At 63.2% G+C, this 16,527-nt stretch carries 18 protein-coding genes; 12 read left to right on the top strand and 6 right to left on the bottom strand.

What is annotated here, in order from left to right; genetic code table 11:
• The first annotated feature begins 131 nt into the window (after positions 1-131).
• From RBH20_RS05615 to RBH20_RS05640, 6 genes are all read left to right on the top strand, one after another.
• The gene (locus tag RBH20_RS05615; RefSeq protein WP_306706374.1) at positions 132-929 is read left to right on the top strand and encodes a shikimate dehydrogenase; all 798 of its coding nucleotides are present in this window, start codon (positions 132-134) and stop codon (positions 927-929) included.
• Positions 930-979: 50 nt separating this feature from the next.
• Positions 980-1,579, top strand: a complete 600-nt coding sequence (locus RBH20_RS05620; RefSeq protein WP_306706376.1) for a helix-hairpin-helix domain-containing protein — start codon at positions 980-982, stop codon at positions 1,577-1,579.
• A 70-nt stretch (positions 1,580-1,649) separates the two neighbouring features.
• The gene (gene pabB / locus RBH20_RS05625; RefSeq protein ID WP_306706378.1) at positions 1,650-3,119 is read left to right on the top strand and encodes an aminodeoxychorismate synthase, component I; all 1,470 of its coding nucleotides are present in this window, start codon (positions 1,650-1,652) and stop codon (positions 3,117-3,119) included.
• Positions 3,116-3,841: an aminodeoxychorismate/anthranilate synthase component II gene (locus tag RBH20_RS05630; RefSeq protein WP_306706381.1), complete on the top strand. Its 726-nt coding sequence runs from the start codon at positions 3,116-3,118 to the stop codon at positions 3,839-3,841. Before pabB ends, RBH20_RS05630 begins: the two co-directional genes overlap by 4 nt.
• Positions 3,826-4,698: an aminotransferase class IV gene (locus RBH20_RS05635; protein WP_306706383.1), complete on the top strand. Its 873-nt coding sequence runs from the start codon at positions 3,826-3,828 to the stop codon at positions 4,696-4,698. Before RBH20_RS05630 ends, RBH20_RS05635 begins: the two co-directional genes overlap by 16 nt.
• A 91-nt stretch (positions 4,699-4,789) precedes the next feature.
• Positions 4,790-5,206, top strand: coding sequence for a Rieske 2Fe-2S domain-containing protein (locus RBH20_RS05640; protein ID WP_306706386.1), 417 nt, complete (start codon positions 4,790-4,792; stop codon positions 5,204-5,206).
• 37 nt (positions 5,207-5,243) lie between these two features.
• Here RBH20_RS05640 and RBH20_RS05645 read toward each other — a convergent pair whose 3' ends face one another.
• Entirely contained in the window at positions 5,244-5,534 is a 291-nt protein-coding gene (locus RBH20_RS05645) for a transcriptional regulator (protein WP_004592932.1), read from the bottom strand.
• A gap of 131 nt (positions 5,535-5,665) precedes the next feature.
• Between RBH20_RS05645 and RBH20_RS05650 the strand changes: the two genes are divergently transcribed.
• A complete protein-coding gene (locus RBH20_RS05650; protein ID WP_306706390.1) occupies positions 5,666-6,532 on the top strand; it encodes a universal stress protein in 867 nt (288 codons plus the stop codon).
• 68 nt (positions 6,533-6,600) lie between these two features.
• On the opposite strand, the gene RBH20_RS05655 is transcribed toward RBH20_RS05650, so the two are convergent.
• Complete coding sequence (locus RBH20_RS05655; RefSeq protein ID WP_306706393.1) at positions 6,601-7,236, bottom strand: FAD-dependent oxidoreductase; 636 nt, start codon at positions 7,234-7,236, stop codon at positions 6,601-6,603.
• A gap of 205 nt (positions 7,237-7,441) precedes the next feature.
• Between RBH20_RS05655 and RBH20_RS05660 the strand changes: the two genes are divergently transcribed.
• The 4 genes from RBH20_RS05660 to RBH20_RS05675 all read left to right on the top strand — a co-directional run bounded on the left by RBH20_RS05660 (position 7,442) and on the right by RBH20_RS05675 (position 12,579).
• Positions 7,442-9,202, top strand: coding sequence for a 2-oxoacid:acceptor oxidoreductase subunit alpha (locus RBH20_RS05660; protein ID WP_306706395.1), 1,761 nt, complete (start codon positions 7,442-7,444; stop codon positions 9,200-9,202).
• Positions 9,199-10,062: a 2-oxoacid:ferredoxin oxidoreductase subunit beta gene (locus tag RBH20_RS05665; protein WP_306706397.1), complete on the top strand. Its 864-nt coding sequence runs from the start codon at positions 9,199-9,201 to the stop codon at positions 10,060-10,062. Before RBH20_RS05660 ends, RBH20_RS05665 begins: the two co-directional genes overlap by 4 nt.
• Before the next feature lie 248 nt (positions 10,063-10,310).
• Positions 10,311-11,105, top strand: coding sequence for a class I SAM-dependent methyltransferase (locus tag RBH20_RS05670; RefSeq protein ID WP_306706399.1), 795 nt, complete (start codon positions 10,311-10,313; stop codon positions 11,103-11,105).
• Between the two features lie 103 nt (positions 11,106-11,208).
• The gene (locus RBH20_RS05675; RefSeq protein WP_306706401.1) at positions 11,209-12,579 is read left to right on the top strand and encodes a deoxyribodipyrimidine photo-lyase; all 1,371 of its coding nucleotides are present in this window, start codon (positions 11,209-11,211) and stop codon (positions 12,577-12,579) included.
• A 29-nt stretch (positions 12,580-12,608) separates the two neighbouring features.
• Here RBH20_RS05675 and RBH20_RS05680 read toward each other — a convergent pair whose 3' ends face one another.
• The 4 genes from RBH20_RS05680 to RBH20_RS05695 form a co-directional block, all read right to left on the bottom strand.
• The gene (locus RBH20_RS05680) at positions 12,609-12,818 is read right to left on the bottom strand and encodes a molybdopterin-binding protein (RefSeq protein WP_306706403.1); all 210 of its coding nucleotides are present in this window, start codon (positions 12,816-12,818) and stop codon (positions 12,609-12,611) included.
• A gap of 86 nt (positions 12,819-12,904) precedes the next feature.
• Complete coding sequence (locus tag RBH20_RS05685) at positions 12,905-13,387, bottom strand: metal-dependent hydrolase (RefSeq protein WP_306706405.1); 483 nt, start codon at positions 13,385-13,387, stop codon at positions 12,905-12,907.
• Positions 13,387-13,935 carry a hypothetical protein gene (locus tag RBH20_RS05690; protein WP_306706407.1) on the bottom strand — a complete coding sequence of 183 codons (549 nt, stop codon included), beginning with the start codon at positions 13,933-13,935 and terminating at the stop codon, positions 13,387-13,389. The genes RBH20_RS05685 and RBH20_RS05690 overlap by 1 nt, the downstream gene beginning before the upstream one ends.
• 64 nt (positions 13,936-13,999) lie before the next feature.
• Complete coding sequence (locus tag RBH20_RS05695; protein ID WP_306706410.1) at positions 14,000-15,169, bottom strand: hypothetical protein; 1,170 nt, start codon at positions 15,167-15,169, stop codon at positions 14,000-14,002.
• Positions 15,170-15,280: 111 nt separating this feature from the next.
• Between RBH20_RS05695 and RBH20_RS05700 the strand changes: the two genes are divergently transcribed.
• Positions 15,281-16,516 carry a digeranylgeranylglycerophospholipid reductase gene (locus tag RBH20_RS05700; protein ID WP_306706412.1) on the top strand — a complete coding sequence of 412 codons (1,236 nt, stop codon included), beginning with the start codon at positions 15,281-15,283 and terminating at the stop codon, positions 16,514-16,516.
• Positions 16,517-16,527 lie beyond the last annotated feature (11 nt).

Below are 16,527 nucleotides of genomic sequence, written 5' to 3' on the forward strand. Positions count from 1 at the left end.
GTGGATGGCGAAAACGACTCACTGTCGGAAGTGTGGCTGGGTTCGGCTGAAAAGCTTGCGAAAGTGTCGGCCCGAGGCCGTGCTTCCCACAGAGCGTGGCGTTGATACGACCGGGGCGCGCTGGCGTTGATATGGACGTTTACGGACTCATCGGCAACCCGGTCGGGCACTCGCTATCGCCGCCGATGCACGAGGCAGGCTACGAGGCACTGGGACTTGCTGCACGCTACGTCACGTTCGAACCACCAGCGGACTCTGGTACCAAAGCCATCGAAGCGGCAGAGACGCTCGGAGTCGACGGCCTCAACGTCACGATTCCGTTCAAGCAGGACGTGCTAGACGCCGTTAACCCCGCGCCGCTCGCCGAGCGCATTGGTGCGGTCAACACTGTCGCCTTTGACGGCGGGACACCGACGGGCTACAACACCGACGCGATCGGTGCAGTCCGAGCGCTGGACCACCACGACGTGTCGCTGTCGGGCACGGCGGTCGTCGTCGGGGCCGGCGGTGCGGGGCGAGCGGTCGCGTTCGGCCTCGCCGATGAGGGACTGTCGGTGCGGGTCGCAAACCGTACCGAGTCAAAAGCCGACGCACTCGCCGACGAGGTCCCGGACGCGTCCGGCCATGGGCTCGAATCGCTCTCCGGCCTGCTTGCGGACGCCGACATCCTCGTCAACTGTACCAGCGTTGGGATGGAGGAAGACGAGACGCCGGTTCCCACCGACGCGCTACACAGCGGCCTCGCGGTGCTCGATGCGGTGTACACGCCGATCGAGACCCGCCTGCTACAGGACGCGGCGGCCGCTGGCGCGACGACTGTTGACGGCGCGTGGATGCTCCTGTATCAGGGGGTTGAGGCGTTTGAACGTTGGACTGGCGAGGACGCGCCCGTGGGCAGGATGAACGACCAGTTGCGCGAACACCTGTAGCGGAGCGGTCACCAGCAAGAGATTTGTGTGGGGGATAAATACGTTCACGTATGGGTCTGCTTCAGAAATTGAAATCCGCCCTCGGGCTTGACGGGACTGGGTCATCCACGTCGGGAACCAATCGCGACGTGGACGTGACCGTCGAGCGAGAGCCCTCTACTGAAGACGAAGACGCTGTGAAAGGGACGAACACCGCGACGACTACCGAGACCCACACATCTGATACCGCGGCTGGGGACGGTACTGAATCAGGGGATGGGAGTGCGACACCTGCTCAGACAGACGAATCGGAAACTGCCGCGTCACCGGCCACCACCGACGACGAATCGGCATCTGCGACCGATAATTCCTCCACAGACACCGAGCCAGAAACGGCGGCCAACGACGAAGCCAGCGACTCGGCGGCCACCGCTGACGAGGACCCGGCCGAGGCTGACGACGAAGACGCAGCCGGGACCGAGGACGAGGGAAGTACTGCCCCCGTCACGGACATCAAGGGAATCGGCCCCGCCTACGCCGACCGACTCGCGGATATTGGTATCGAGACAGTGGGCGAACTGGCCGCTGCGGATGCAGCAGACATCGCCGCGGACACCGACCTCTCAGAGAGCCGTGTTTCGGGCTGGATCGAGCGGGCCGAAGACTTCTAAGACCACTGGCGGTCCATCTTTTTGCGCCGAACCGCAAGGGAATTAGTCGCCGCACTGTTTTCGTTCGGTAATGCCAACGGTCGAAACCGACCGGACTACGTTCACCGACCTCGCAGCCGACGCGCCCGCAGAGGCGCGCGTCCCTGTCGAGGTTCGAGTGGACGTTGATGACCCGTTTCTCGCCTACCGCCGGGCGCGCGATGAGACCGGCGGCGTGTATCTGGCGACCACCGGCGGCCAGTCTGGGTGGGGCTACTTCGGGACCGCTCCGGCGGACTTCCGCGAAGTCGACCCGAGAGCGGGTGACACCCTCGCCGCACTGACTGAGTTTCTCGACGGCGAACAGCTGGTTCGCGGTGACTGCGACATACCGTATCCCTGCGGGGCCGTCGGGTGGCTCTCATACGACGTGGCACGGGAACTGGAGTCCCTGCCCGACAGTGCCGACGCCGACCGTGCGCTCCCGAACTTACAGATAGCTCGATACGACCGCTTCGCCGCCTGGGAGGAACCCCGCGGTGAGTCGGTGACGCTGCGCGTGACAGCCTGTCCGCGGGTCGGTGATTTCGAGACACCCGAACTAGCCTACGAGTTCGGCAAGCAACATGCCCTTGACCTCGCACGGGCGGCCGTGCAGGGCGACCCTGCCGTCGAGGACCCGCCGGTTGAGGCCGACGAAGCGACCTTCGAGAGTGACTGCACGCGCGAGTCGTTTGCTAATCGGGTCCAAACAGTCAAGCAGTCCATCCGCGAGGGCGACACGTTCCAGGCGAACGTCTCACAACGCCTCCGCGCACCCGCCGCAGTCCACCCGGTCGAGGCCTTCGACGCACTTCGAACTGTGAACCCTGCACCGTACTCCGCACTGCTTGAGTTCCCCGGCGTCGACCTCGTCAGTGCCAGTCCAGAACTCCTCTTGCACCGTGACGGCGACCGGATCGAGACCGAACCCATCGCCGGTACCAGGCCGCGTGGCGAGACGCCTGAGGCCGACGACCGACTGGAGGGGGACCTGCTCGACGACGAGAAGGAACGGGCCGAGCACGCGATGCTCGTCGACCTGGAACGCAACGACCTCGGGAAAGTGAGCAAATTCGGGAGCGTCGAGGTGTCGGACTACCGCCGCGTCGACCGCTACTCAGAGGTGATGCACCTCGTTTCTGTCGTCGAAGGCCGACTCCGTGACGGCGCGTCGCTGCAGGACGCCATTGCCGCGGTGTTCCCCGGCGGCACCATCACGGGTGCGCCCAAACCCCGGACGATGGAGATTATCGACGAGGTCGAGGCCACGCGACGGGGACCGTACACCGGCTCTATCGGCCTGTTCGGCTTCGACGGCCGGGCGACGCTGAACATCGTTATCAGAACGCTGGTTCGGTACGCTGAGGAGTACCACCTCCGCGTCGGTGCCGGCGTGGTCCACGATTCGGACCCCGACAGCGAGTATCAGGAGACGCTGGACAAGGGCCGCGCGCTCGTCAACGCCGTTGACGAGGCGCTGGGGCGGCGCGTCGACCTAGCGATGGAGGAACAGCAATGAGTGGTCCCCATGCCGGCAACACCGGCGATGGGAGTGGCCCGGCGGACTCGCTGGCTCCGACCGTGCTGGTCATCGACAACTACGATTCCTTCGCGTACAACCTCGTCCAGTACGTCGGCGAGGTGGTCCTCCGCCTCGGCGGGACTGAGGACGATGTCATCGTCCGGCGCAACGACGCCATTGATGTCGAAGGTATCCAGGAGATGGACCCCGACGGCATCGTCGTCTCGCCGGGGCCGGGGACGCCCGAGGAGGCGGGCGTCTCGATGCCGACATTCGAAGAGTTGGAGTACCCGACGCTGGGAGTCTGTCTCGGCCACCAGGCGCTGTGTGCGGCCAATGGTGCACCAGTCGGCCACGCCGAGGCGGTCGTCCACGGCAAATCTTCGTCGGTTACCCACGACGGTACTGGTGTGTTCGAAGATATTCCGGACTCGTTCGACGTCGGTCGCTACCACTCGCTGGCGGTCGACCGCGAGCACCTCCCCGACGTGCTGACCGAGACAGCGTACACCGTCAGTGACGAGGACGCTGGAGCCGCTACGGTACCGGAGTCAGCCGACGCTGCCACTGCCGACGGCACTGACGAGTCGCAGGTCGTCATGGGCGTCCGCCACAACGACCGCCCGCATATCGGCGTCCAGTTCCATCCCGAAAGCATCCTGACCGACCACGGAAAGACCATGATCGAGAACTTCTGCCTGCTATGCAATACCACGTAAACGGAACGCTCGTCCCCGAGGACGAGGCGACGGTATCGGTGCGCGACCGCGGGTTCATGTACGGCGACGCGGCGTTCGAGACGCTTCGGGCCTACGGCGGCGAGCCGTTCCGGTGGGACGCCCACCGCGACCGCCTCCGGCGGACGGCCGAGACGCTGGGCTTCGCCGACGCCGTGCCCGGTGACCTCCGGGAGCGCGTTGACGAGACGCTCACGGCTAACGATCTGGAGGAGGCGTACGTCCGGCTATCTGTCACGCGGGGCGTCCAGCCCGGAAAGCTGACGCCAGGGAGCGACGTTGACCCCACAGTCGTCGTCATTTGTAAGGGACTGCCACGGGGCGGCCTTGACGGCGAGCGTGTCTGGGACGAACCGGCGTCGGTCCAGACGATCAGGACCCGGCGGATTCCCAGCGAGGCCGTCCCGGCGGACGCGAAGACGCACAACTATCTCAACGGGATTCTCGGGCGGCTGGAACTCCGGAAAGCCGCCGCCGGCGGCGAACCAGCCGACGAGTGTCTCATCCGGGACACGGATGGGAATCTGGCCGAAGGAGCGACGAGCAACCTCTTTTTCGTCACGGACAACGGTCTCCGGACACCGAGTACGGACCTCGACCTGCTACCGGGCGTTACCCGCGACGTGGTGATGGACATCGCCCGAGGCGAGGATTTCCCCGTCGAAACCGGCCACTACTCGCTCGATGCCCTGCGCGACGCCGATGAGGCGTTTCTCACGAACTCGACGTGGGAGATCCGCCCCATTGCGACCGTCGACGGCATCTCCGTGGGAAGCGGACCGATGACAAAGCTCCTCCAGCGGCTGTTCGACGAGCGAATCGAGGAGCGACACTACTGAGGCCGACTCGGTCCTAGCGTCGTCCCTTCGATACGAGAATAGGGCCGGGACCGGCGGTTTGAAACGCCTTACTTCCTTACCTGTGTGTAGTATGGACGAGGACAGCCGTATCGTCGCGCTGGAAGAGGTACCTGATGACGGAACGTTTCTGTTCACTGTTCGCGACGGGTTCGACACGAAGGAAGCGATTATTGTCGAGTTGTCCGACGCGGTCGTCGCGTTCGAGAACTACTGTCCACACTGGACAGATGTCCGACTGGACAAAGGCAGTGGGGCGACGGTTCGCAATGGGCAACTCGTGTGTGAGAAACACGGGGCGACGTTCGAATCCGATTCGGGGCTGTGTAACTACGGCCCCTGCGAGGGGGCGGTGCTGGAGGAAGTCGCTATCACTACCGAGGACGGTGACGTCTACCTGACCGACGAGCGCTATGAGTTCGAAAATCAGGGGCCGTCCGGCGACCACGACCTCTCGTCGCGCGGTCGCATCGGCTTCTCCGGGAACTGAGCGCACAGAACCGATGCCGCTGGGAGTCGTTCTCCTGTCAGCTGATCCGGTACGCCGGCTCCGAGACGGCCTCGCATTTGCACTCTGGGCATCGACTCGGTCGGTTCGTCAGGTCATCAAAGTCCGTGAAGCCGCACTCCTCGCACTCGGGTGGAGCAACGAGGAGCTGTTCGTCGGTCGATTCCAGAGATTTCGAGATATGCTCTACGTGCGTGAGCGCGTCGCTGGTCTGTATTTCGAACTCGTTCGCGATTGTCCCGGCGGCCATCGCTTCGTCGCGTAGTTGGTCAGCGATGCGCTGGCGCGTCGTCCGACTTGCCTCGCGCATGGGAGAAGTTGGCATCCGATTGTTATAGGCTTTGTTCTGTTCTTGTGGCACCACCGTCGCCGTCTCCCGGCCAGTTCCTCCATCCGCCACGATACTTTATCACCGGCGGCGGTGAACAGCGACACCAACCGATGTTCGATAGTATCCTCGTGCCGACCGACGGAAGTCCCGGTTCCGAGCGCGCGTTTGAGGCCGCCGCGACGCTTGCAAGCACTCACGACGCCACTGTCCACGTCCTCTCTGTCGTTGATGAGCACGGACCGACGGACGACTGGGACTACGACGGCGACTCCCCGGCGGAAGCCTTCATCGAGTCCCAGGCCGACCACGTCGACACCGAGGATCTGTCTGTTACCCCCGCCGTCCGCGAAGGAGTCGTTCATGACGCGATTCTCGACTACGCCGACGAGACCGGTATCGATCTCATTGTCATGGGAACGCACGGCCGAACCGGCGTCCGGCGGTTCCTCCTCGGTAGCGTTACGGAAAAGGTCGTCCGCCTCGCCGACGTGCCAGTCCTTTCTGTCAAAGCCGACGCGGAGCCGGGAACCGTCTCATTCGACGACATTCTGCTCCCAACTGATGGCAGTAGCGGCGCGGAGGCAGCTATCGAACCGACGGGCACACTCGCAAGCGCAACCGATGCCACTGTTCGTCTCGTTTCGGTCGTGGACACGCGGTCGCTCGGTGTCGATGTCGGGTCAAGCGTTATCGTTGACGAACTGGAGTCGGTCGCGACGGATGCTGTCGAGGATGCATCTGACCGACTCTCGAAGCTGGGAGTCGAAACCGTTGAGACAGCAATCACACAGGGCGTCCCGTATCGGGCCATCCTCGACGCTATTGAGGAAGCTGATGCCGACCTCGTCGTCATCGGAACTCACGGCCGCACCGGCATCGACCGCTACCTACTGGGCAGCGTTGCCGAAAAACTGGTCCGAACCTCGCCGGTCCCGGTGATGACCGTTCGAGCGTCGGACGCCGGTGAGGAGCAATAATACCGCTACTAGCGGTCTATCGTAGGGAGCCAGCCGATAAGACAGCGCCCGAACGGCACTCGACTGACCTATCCGAAGTTTTCGACCTTCGCGTCGTCAGTGTTGACCCCAGCAGCTTCCAGCGCTTCCGTGGCGGCGTCGAGGAAGTCCGCGAAGCCGTAAATGAACACCTGCCCGCCGTCCTCGACGGCGTCGGCGACTGGCTCGGTCAGGGACTCCTCGCTGCCGATGACCGCGACGAGCGCCCCGGCATCGGCGAGCGCGTCCAGCCGCTCCTCGTGGACCGGTGCATCGTCCTGATACACGACTGCGGCCTCGTTGCCGTCGTCCAGCGCGCGCTCGGCGATACCCACGGCTGGACCGACACCGGGACCACCGGCGAGGACGACAGCGCGACTTTCGCCTTCGTAATAATCCGACCCGAACGGCCCGGCGATGCGGACACCGTCGCCCGCTTCGAGCGCGCCGAGCTGGGGGGCTAGCTCGCCGTCGGGGTCGATACCGACGGTAATCTCCAACGCTTCATCGACCGTCGGCGAGGAGATTGTGTAGAACCGCGAGATATCCTCCCCGTCGACGCCCAGCGTCAGCTTGACAAACTGACCGGGCTGTGCGTCGAAGGTGTCCGGTGTCTCGAAGTCGATCGCCACGGTGTCCGGCCCGACATCTCGGACGGCAACCACGTCGAGGACTTGTTCATCCATACCTGAGAGTTGCCGTGACTGGGCAAGGGGGTTACGGTCGCGGAGTTTCCCGTCCGGCAGATCTTATTGCCGCTATTTTCTAACATACGGGTGATTATGCCGCTTTTCACTCGAAACTACCCCGGTATTCACTCGAAGACGAGTAGTGCGCGCGCGGGCGGTTACGGAAGGCTTTTCCTACCACGCTGGCTACCCGAGGGATATAATGCCAGAGGACCTGAACTGGGCCATCGGCGGCGAAGCCGGCGATGGAATCGACTCCACCGGGAAGATTTTCGCGCAGGCACTCTCTCGGGCTGGTCGACACGTTTTCACCTCAAAGGACTTCGCCTCCCGCATCCGTGGCGGGTACACTGCCTACAAGGTACGGACGTCAGTCGACCGCGTCGAGAGTGTCGTCGACCGCCTCGACATCCTGATCGCACTCACAGAGCGCACCATCCACGAGAACGAGGACGAACTCCACGAGGATTCCGTCATCATCTACGACGGCGAGCGCTCGACGATGCAGGACGTGGAAGTTCCCGGCGACGCGACGGCACTCGAAGTACCGCTGAAACGGCTCGCAGAGGACGCGGGTGGGGCCATCATGCTTAACGTCGTCGCCCTCGGTGCGGCGTGTGAGGTCACCGGCTTCCCAATCGAGAATCTCGACGAAAGCCTCGAAAAGCGCTTCGGCGACAAGGGCGAGGCCATCGTCGAGAACAACAAGGAAGCCGCCCGGAAGGGGCAGCACTACGTCCAAGAGGAGTTCGGCGAGTTCGACTACAACATGGAGACCACGGACGAGGACTACGTGCTCCTCAACGGCGACGAGGCCATCGGCATGGGCGCTATCGCCGCCGGCTGTCGCTTCTACGCCGGCTACCCCATCACACCGGCGACGGACGTGATGGAGTACATGACCGGCCGCGTCGATCAGTTCGGCGGGAAGGTCGTCCAGGCCGAGGACGAACTGTCGGCCATCAACATGGCTCTCGGTGCGGCGCGCGCGGGGGCCCGAGCCATGACCGCCACATCCGGTCCGGGTATCGACCTGATGACCGAGACGTTCGGGCTTGTCGCCACCAGCGAGACGCCGCTGGTCATCTGTGACGTGATGCGCTCCGGTCCGTCGACCGGGATGCCGACCAAACAGGAGCAGGGCGACCTCAACATGACGCTGTACGGCGGCCACGGCGAGATTCCGCGGTTCGTCGTCGCCCCGACGACCGTCTCGGAGTGTTTCTGGAAGACTGTCGAGGCGTTCAACCTCGCCGAAAAGTACCAGACGCCGGTCTTCCTCGTCTCGGACCTCGCAATGGCCGTGACGGAACAGACCTTCTCGCCCGAGACCTTCGATATGGATGAGGTCGAAATCGACCGCGGGAAAGTCGTCGACGAGAACGAGATTGACGCCTGGCTGGACGAGAAGGGCCGCTTCCAGGCCCACTTCGCGGCCGCAGACGGCGTCTCACCGCGTGCGTTCCCCGGCACGACCGACGGCGCGCACATGACGACCGGCCTCGAACACGACGAACTCGGTCGCCGGACCGAGGACACGGACGTGCGTATCGAGCAGGTCGACAAGCGCCAGCGGAAAGTCGAGACCGCCCGCGAGCAGGAGGACTTCGACTACCGCGAATTCGGCGACCCCGACGCCGACACGCTCGTCATCTCCTGGGGCTCCAACGAAGGCGCCCTGCGCGAGGGGCTGACGCTGCTGGAAGAGGACGGCTACGACGTTCGGTTCCTCTCGGTGCCGTACATCTTCCCGCGTCCGGACCTCTCCGAAGAGATCGAAGCCGCAGAAGACGTCATCGTCGTCGAGTGTAACGCCACCGGCCAGTTCGCGGACGTCATCGAACACGACGTCCTCGAACGGGTACAGCGCATCAACAAGTACAACGGCGTGCGGTTCAAAGCAGACGAACTGGCAACCGAGATCAAGCAAACGCTTGCCACACCTCGGGAGGCAACACAATGAGCTCCGACGTTCGCTTCACAGACTTCAAATCCGACAAGCAACCGACCTGGTGTCCCGGCTGCGGTGACTTCGGGACGATGAACGGCATGATGAAGGCACTGGCAGAGACGGGCAACGACCCCGACAATACCTTCATCGTCGCCGGTATCGGCTGTTCCGGTAAGATCGGGACGTACATGCACAGCTACGCGCTCCACGGCGTCCACGGCCGCGCCCTGCCGGTGGGCATCGGCGTGAAGATGGCCAACCCGGACCTCGAAGTGATGGTCTCGGGCGGTGACGGTGACGGGTACTCCATCGGTGCCGGCCACTTCATCCACGCAGTGCGACGCAACGTCGACATGAGCTACGTCGTGATGGACAACCGTATTTACGGGCTGACGAAGGGGCAGGCCTCGCCGACCTCGCGCGAGGACTTCGAAACCTCGACCTCGCCTGACGGGCCGAACCAGCCGCCGGTCAATCCGAAGGCGCTGGCGCTGGCCTCCGGTGCGACGTTCATCGCGCAGTCGTTCTCCTCGAACGCACAGCGACACGCCGAAATCGTCCAGAAGGCCGTCGAACACGACGGCTTCGGCTTCGTGAACGTCTACTCGCCGTGTGTGACGTTCAACGACGTGGACACCTACGATTACTTCCGCGATGCCATCGTGGACCTCGACGAGTCCGACCACGACCCGTCGGACCGCGACCAGGCCAAGGACAAGATCCTCGAAAGCGAGAAAGAGTACATGGGCGTCCTATATCAGGACGAGGACTCCGTTCCCTTCGAGGAGCGTGAGGGCGTCGAGGGCTCGATGGCCGAGATTCCGGACGGCGCGCCCGAGGGCGCGATGGACCTCGTCCGCGAGTTCTACTAAGTACCTTTTTGCGCCTCGGGTACGCTTCGCGCACCACTCGGCGCAAAAATCTACGGTAAAAAGGCCGGAATCGAGGCTGCAGCCTCGATTCCGGTGAAACGGCGGCCTGCGGTCGCCGTATACTACCTGCGCTTCTATTGACTGCCCGGACGGGCCGTTTTTAGTAATGAATCCCGGCAGCGAGTTGTGGCGAATGTAACTCTGCTGAATGGTTTTATTTATGACAGCTGACTGAGGACTGTACGAAGATGGGTGACACGCTCAACTACGACGAGGCGGAAGCCCGGCAGGAGGAAGCGATATACAGAACACCGGCCGCAGCGGCGCGTCGGGAGCGAGTCCGGGACCTGCTCGCACCTGACCCAGGCGACACCGTTCTTTCTATTGGCTGTGGACCGGGCTTCGAGCCGGCGGAGATCGGCTGGGCGGTCGGCAATGCGGGACACGTCCACGGTATCGACCGGAGCAAGTCGATGCTTGAACTCGCCCGGGAACGCTGTGCCCCGCTCCCGCAGGTGACCGTGTCACTGGGAGGCGCTGGCAACCTTCCAGTGGCTGACGAATCGGTCGACGCGGCCGTTGCGGTGCAGGTGTTCGAGTACCTCGAAACACCTGCGTCGGCAGTTGCAGAACTGGCCCGTGTCCTGCGACCCGGCGGGTCCGCTGTCGTCTGTGACGCGGACTTTTCGTCGCTTGTCTGGCGCAGTCCAGATCCCGAGCGAATGGCCCGCGTCCTCAAGGCGTTTGACGACCACTGCCCGCAGCCACGGCTCGGCTCCCGTCTGGCCCCGGTTCTCCGTGAGGCTGGGCTGACAGTCGACCGGGTCGAACCGAACACCATCGTCAACAGTCGGCTCGAAGCGGGGACGTTCGCGTATCATCTCATGCAGTTCATCGAGGACTATGCAGCTGGCCATGGAGCCATCGGGCGGATGGCGGCACAGGCCTGGGCGGACGACCTACGGGAGCAGGAGGTCGCCGGAGAGACGTTTTTCAGTTTCACACAGTACTGCTATCTTGTTCGCAAACCTTCGCCGCGGTAGGTTGGCAATATGTGGGAGACAAAGCGCCCGGTATCGTGACTCTCGTTCGCACACACAATAGAATCGGGTTTGGACCCATATGCCGGTATCCCTAACAGATAGTATGCATGTTTTCTGGCACCAGCGGGACCTTCGGATACCGGACAACCGGGGGCTGACTGCTGCCGCCGCAGACGACGAAGTACTGTCGGTGTACGTTCTCGACACGGACCTGCTGGCAAACGTTGGGAAGCGGCAACGAGCATTCCTGCTGGCCGGTGTCCGAGCGCTGAAACAGGCGTATCGGGACCACGGCGGGGACCTGCTCGTCAGGAAGGGGAGCGCCGTTGAGGTGCTCTCAGACGTCGTCGAGGAGTACGACGCCGACCGGGTGTACTACAACAAGCATTACCGGCCCGTGCGGCGGAACCGCCAGCGGCGGGTCGACAAAGCGCTCCCGACGAAATCGCTGACTGACCTCGTGCTCGTTGACCCGGCAGGGCTCGATAGTCAGTACGAGAACCACAGCTGCTTCTATGACGACTGGCAGGCTCACCACAAGCTACCGCCGGTCGGCAGTCCGGACTCGGATTCACTCGTCGACGTGTCGGACCCGACGACAGCGCCGACCATTGAGACAGATATCGACTTACCCACGCCCGGCTACGAGGGCGCACGGCAGCGGTACGACGACTTCCTCACCGGCGGCATCGAGACGTACAACGACACCCGGGATGATATGCGGGCCGCCGTCGAGCGGCCGACCAGCGCCATCTCACGGATGTCCCCGTACCTCGCGGCGGGGATGATCGGCATCCGCGAGATGTGGCGCGATGCGTCCGACCGACATACCGAAGCCACCGGCGACGCCCAGCGGAACATCCAGAAGTACCGCTACGAGCTTTCGTGGCGCGAACAGAGCTACCACCTGCTGTACCACAACCCGACACTGCTGTCGGAGAACTACAAGTCGTTCCCAAACCACATTCAGTGGGAAAACGACGAAGACAACTTCGAGGCCTGGAAGCGCGGCGAGACGGGGTATCCGCTCGTTGACGCCGGTATGCGCCAGCTCGAACAGGAGGGATACATCCACAACCGGCCGCGCCAGAACGTTGCGTCCTTCCTCACGAAGCATCTCCTCGTCGACTGGCGCGAGGGGGCGCGGCATTTCCGGAAGCGACTGATCGACCACGACCCAGCTAACAACGCCGCCAGCTGGCAATGGACGGCCTCGACCGGGACAGACTCAGTGGACGTGCGGATCTTCGACCCAGTCGCACAGATGAGCAAGTACGACAGTGGGGCGGACTACGTTACGGAGTACGTGCCGGAACTTCGTGACGTTCCGGCGGACAAGATCGTCGACTGGCCGACGCTCTCAGACGGCGAACGCAAGGAACTGGCCCCGGACTACTACCACCCAATCGTCGACCGGAACGCCGCCTACGAGCGAGCACAGCGCGTGTTCGAGACGGCGCTTGGGAAGCGGTAAGCGGGTCGAGCGCGTCGCCGACGCCGTTTTCAGTCCTTGTTGACCATCACTTCGCTGGCCTTGATTACCGCCGACACCTCGTCGCCTTCGGCGAGGTTGAGCCGGTCGGCTGACCCCCGTGTAATCGTCGACGTGACTGTCTCGCCACCGTCCAGTTCGATGACAACCTCAGCCATTACTTCATCCATCGTTACTGAACGAATCGTTCTGTTGAGATTGTTCCGGGCACTGAGTGCCATACAAACTAGTTAGGAATATAATACTAATACAGTTGTCATCCCGGGAAGTATGGCCACAGGACTGGCAAGTGGACCGATCCGTATAGTCACGAGCGGGCCGCGAACAGCCACGCTGCCACCGCGACAGCCCCAGTGACGCCGGTGAGCCAGATGTCCGTACTCAGATAGAGCCCCGGCGTGGGCGGGTGGTACTGTGTCAGGGGCCACAGCACTTCGTACGACCGCCCAGAGGCCTTCAGCAGAAGCGAATCGGCAAACAGGTGACTGGCCGCTCCGAGCGACAGCAGACCGAACACGCGCCGTCGGTCGGCGCGGTTCACGACCACTACCCCTACGAGGACGGCGACGAACGCGCCACCGAGCGTGTGGACGCCCATCCAGTCAAACGGGGTGTCCAGCACCGCCTCGACGGCCGCAGCATCTACAAGAATCATGATCTTCGCCATATCCGGAATGAACGCGCCCGCCATACCCACAGTGACATACTCCCCAGTGAGCCAGTCGTACCGTAGCGACAGGAGGGTACAGATGGTGAACGCGATGAAAGCGTGCGAAAGCAGGTCCGGCATCAGGTACGCACCTCCTGCACCCGTGTGCGGAGCGTCTGTATCGGCCGGAGTGGTTCCTCACGCCGGCACAGTGCCCCCGTTTGCCAGTTCAGCCGCCAGCCACAGACTAGCCGTCCGAGGGTCCACAGGCCGGCGATGGCAGAGACGAGGTACATCGCAGTGTAATTTGTCGCGGGCACGCTCACGCTGTTCTCCGCGGTGATGGTCCGGTCTGAGCCGAGCGTCCCGTACACCTGCAGCGATTCGCCTTCGGCGACAGCTCTGTCGATGTTCTGGACCGTAACCGTGAGCGTGCCGCTGTGGTACTCACCATTGGCAGCGTACTCGTACTCGACGGCGATCTCGACCGGCTCGGTCCCAGTCACCGCGCCAGTCACCTGAACAGATTCGCCAACGTGAGTGTCGGGATGCTGGGCCATCGCATTTCCATCGGGGTAGTCACCCAGTGCCGGAGTGGGCGTGGTCGCCCCCAGTCCGACCATGAGTGCAAACAGCACAGCCAGCAGTCCACAGATAGCGACGACCCTACCCACCCACGAATGGAGCATTCAAATCTCGGTGCGGGCGGCGGGATATAAACTCTGGTGCTTGGTGTCGATGTCGCCCGTGTGCCTACTCAGGCTTGCCAGGCAGGACATCCGGGTCGCCGGAGCGGTAGATGTACTCGACAGCGACGCCGGTCAGCGGCGAGTCGGCGGCCGTCGCATACGACTTCGCGAGATCAAGGTACTGTTCGGTCACATCGACGACGCGTCGATAGGCGGCTTCGTCGTCGGGCGCGAGCAGGTACTCGGCGGTGACAGGCGTCAGTTGCCCCTCAGCGCGGTCGTCGTCGTAGTCGTCCACGTCGTCGAGCCACACCTGCGCGCCGATGATGGCGAGGACGATGGCCTTCGCGAACTCATCGTCGATATCGAGGCCGGCGAGCCGATAGAGGTCAAGCATCCCGTCGTAGAGGACGCCCACGCGAGCGTACTGGGTCTTGCTGTAGGGGAGTCCCTTCTCTGTCTCGGTGAGGGTCGCTGGCTCCTCGTCGTACTCAGCAAATTTGTATGCTTCGCGGATATCAGTCAGGGCATCGGCATCACCGTCCTCGGCTGCAGTCATCAGCTCCCGGAAGTAGTCGTCGCGGTTCTGGTGCGCTTCGCTGTAGTCGACGGCCCACTGGTACGCGTTCTCGACAACAGGCGGCATATCTTCCAACAGGCCGTCGAGGTGGGACTGTAGCGCGGACTGGGCGACCTCGGCGACGCGGCGGCGGTCGGCTTCACTCGCGTCAAAGTCAACCTCGAAATCCTCGAACTCGTCGTCGTTGATCGCGTCGCGCATGTCGCCATCGATGAGTGCCTCGATGGAGAGGCGAGTCATCTGCTCCGCGCGGACGACCATCTCGCGGGGCGCAAGGTCCTGTGCTGGCCCCTGTTCCAGCGCCGTCTCGTCGACGGTCGGCACGCCGTCGGCGATAGCATCGATGACAGGATCGCCGGGTGCCTGCTGACGGGCATTGCGGTAGATGTAGCCCAGCGTCAGCTGTGCTGGCAGGATAAGCTTCGTGTCGTAGGAGAACTCGACCGGCCAGCCGAACTCGTCTTCGAGGGCGTCCTCGATGCGGTCGGTTACGTCGTCGACCATCGCCTCGGTGCGGTCGTCGATCTCAGATTTCAGCGAGAGACTGCCGGCGTCGAACACGCCGGTGTCCGCATAGTATCCCAGCACCGCCCGTAGCGCCGTTGGCAGTCGCCGCCTGTCAGCGAGCACGCCCGCGCCTGTCTTGAGAACCATTGTATGTCGCCCCGGGTGTTCCCGTCATGGTAGTGGGGCCGTCTTTACCCTTTCGAGACTGCCCTCGGTGTATTCGGAAAGACTGATTACCGACAGGGAATACCCACAACCATGCGCGAGCGCTTTGACGTGGTAATAGCCGGAGCCGGGCCTGCTGGGGCGCAGTGTGCCCGTGATCTAGCGGAGCGAAACTACGAGGTGCTCGTTCTCGAGACCGAGTCCGAAGACGGGTTCCCGCGTCAGAGCAACAAGTCCACCGCCGGGACGTTCATGTCAGCGATGACGGGCTTTGCGATTCCCGATGACGTGGTAATGAACTACACGGACAACGTCGTCCTTGAGTCCCCTAACGACCACTACGTCCGCAACCAGACCGGAGCCGTTCTTGAGTTCGCGGAGTTCAAACAGTGGCTTGTCTCGGAGGGGCGGGACAAGGGCGCGACCTACCGCTTTGACTCCCGCGTTTCGGCCCCCATCATGGAGAACGGGGAAATCGTCGGTGTCCGCTACGACGGCGACGAAGAGGTGTACGCGGACATCGTCATCGACGCCACTGGCCCTGCCGCGCCGCTGGCGAAGGAACTAGACGTGTGTAACCTCCAGCGGAATCATCAGGCTATCGGCGTCGAATACGAGTTTGAGGGCGTCGAAGTCGACCACGACGACTACGCCGACCTCCGTGACGCGATGATGCTCCGTCTGGATCACGACCTCGCTCCAGGTGGCTACTCTTGGATTTTCCACACTGGTGAAGACACGGCGAAAGTGGGCCTTTGTTACATCCAGAACGGCTCCCACCAGAAGTACGCGAAAGACGGGATGGGGATCGACGACTATCTGGAGTACTGGCTCGATTCGGACCCCCGGTTCGACGACGCCGAGCGGATCGAGGGCACGCAAGCTCACCGCGGGTCGGCCCACATCCAGCCACCCGATTCGATGAGCACGGACAACTTCATGGCTATCGGCGACACTGTCCCGACTGTTGACCCGCTATGGGGCGAGGGAATCCACAAAGGGATGAAGTCGGCCCGCGCTGCCGCCGCGACGGCTGACTCAGCGCTCAAGCCAGACGAACCCGACACGTCGGCGGAGAACCTCTCCGTCTACGACCAGCTCTGGCACAGCGAGGTGGCCCCGAAACACAACGCGCGCCTGATGATGACGGAACTGCTGTATCTCGCCCCGAACGAACGGTATGACCAGCTGATGGATGACCTCCGGAGTACCGGACAGGACACCCTCAGGCAGATCAACGGCGGCGACCGTCGGGCGATCGCGAAGCTAACCCACCTCTCTGACATGCCGATTCTCGTCGAATACGCGCGCCGTCGCCTCGATATTTGACGCGGCTGCAC

The sequence above is a fragment of the Haloarcula sp. H-GB4 genome, from assembly GCF_030848575.1.
In the GTDB taxonomy this organism is placed as follows: Archaea; Halobacteriota; Halobacteria; order Halobacteriales; family Haloarculaceae; genus Haloarcula.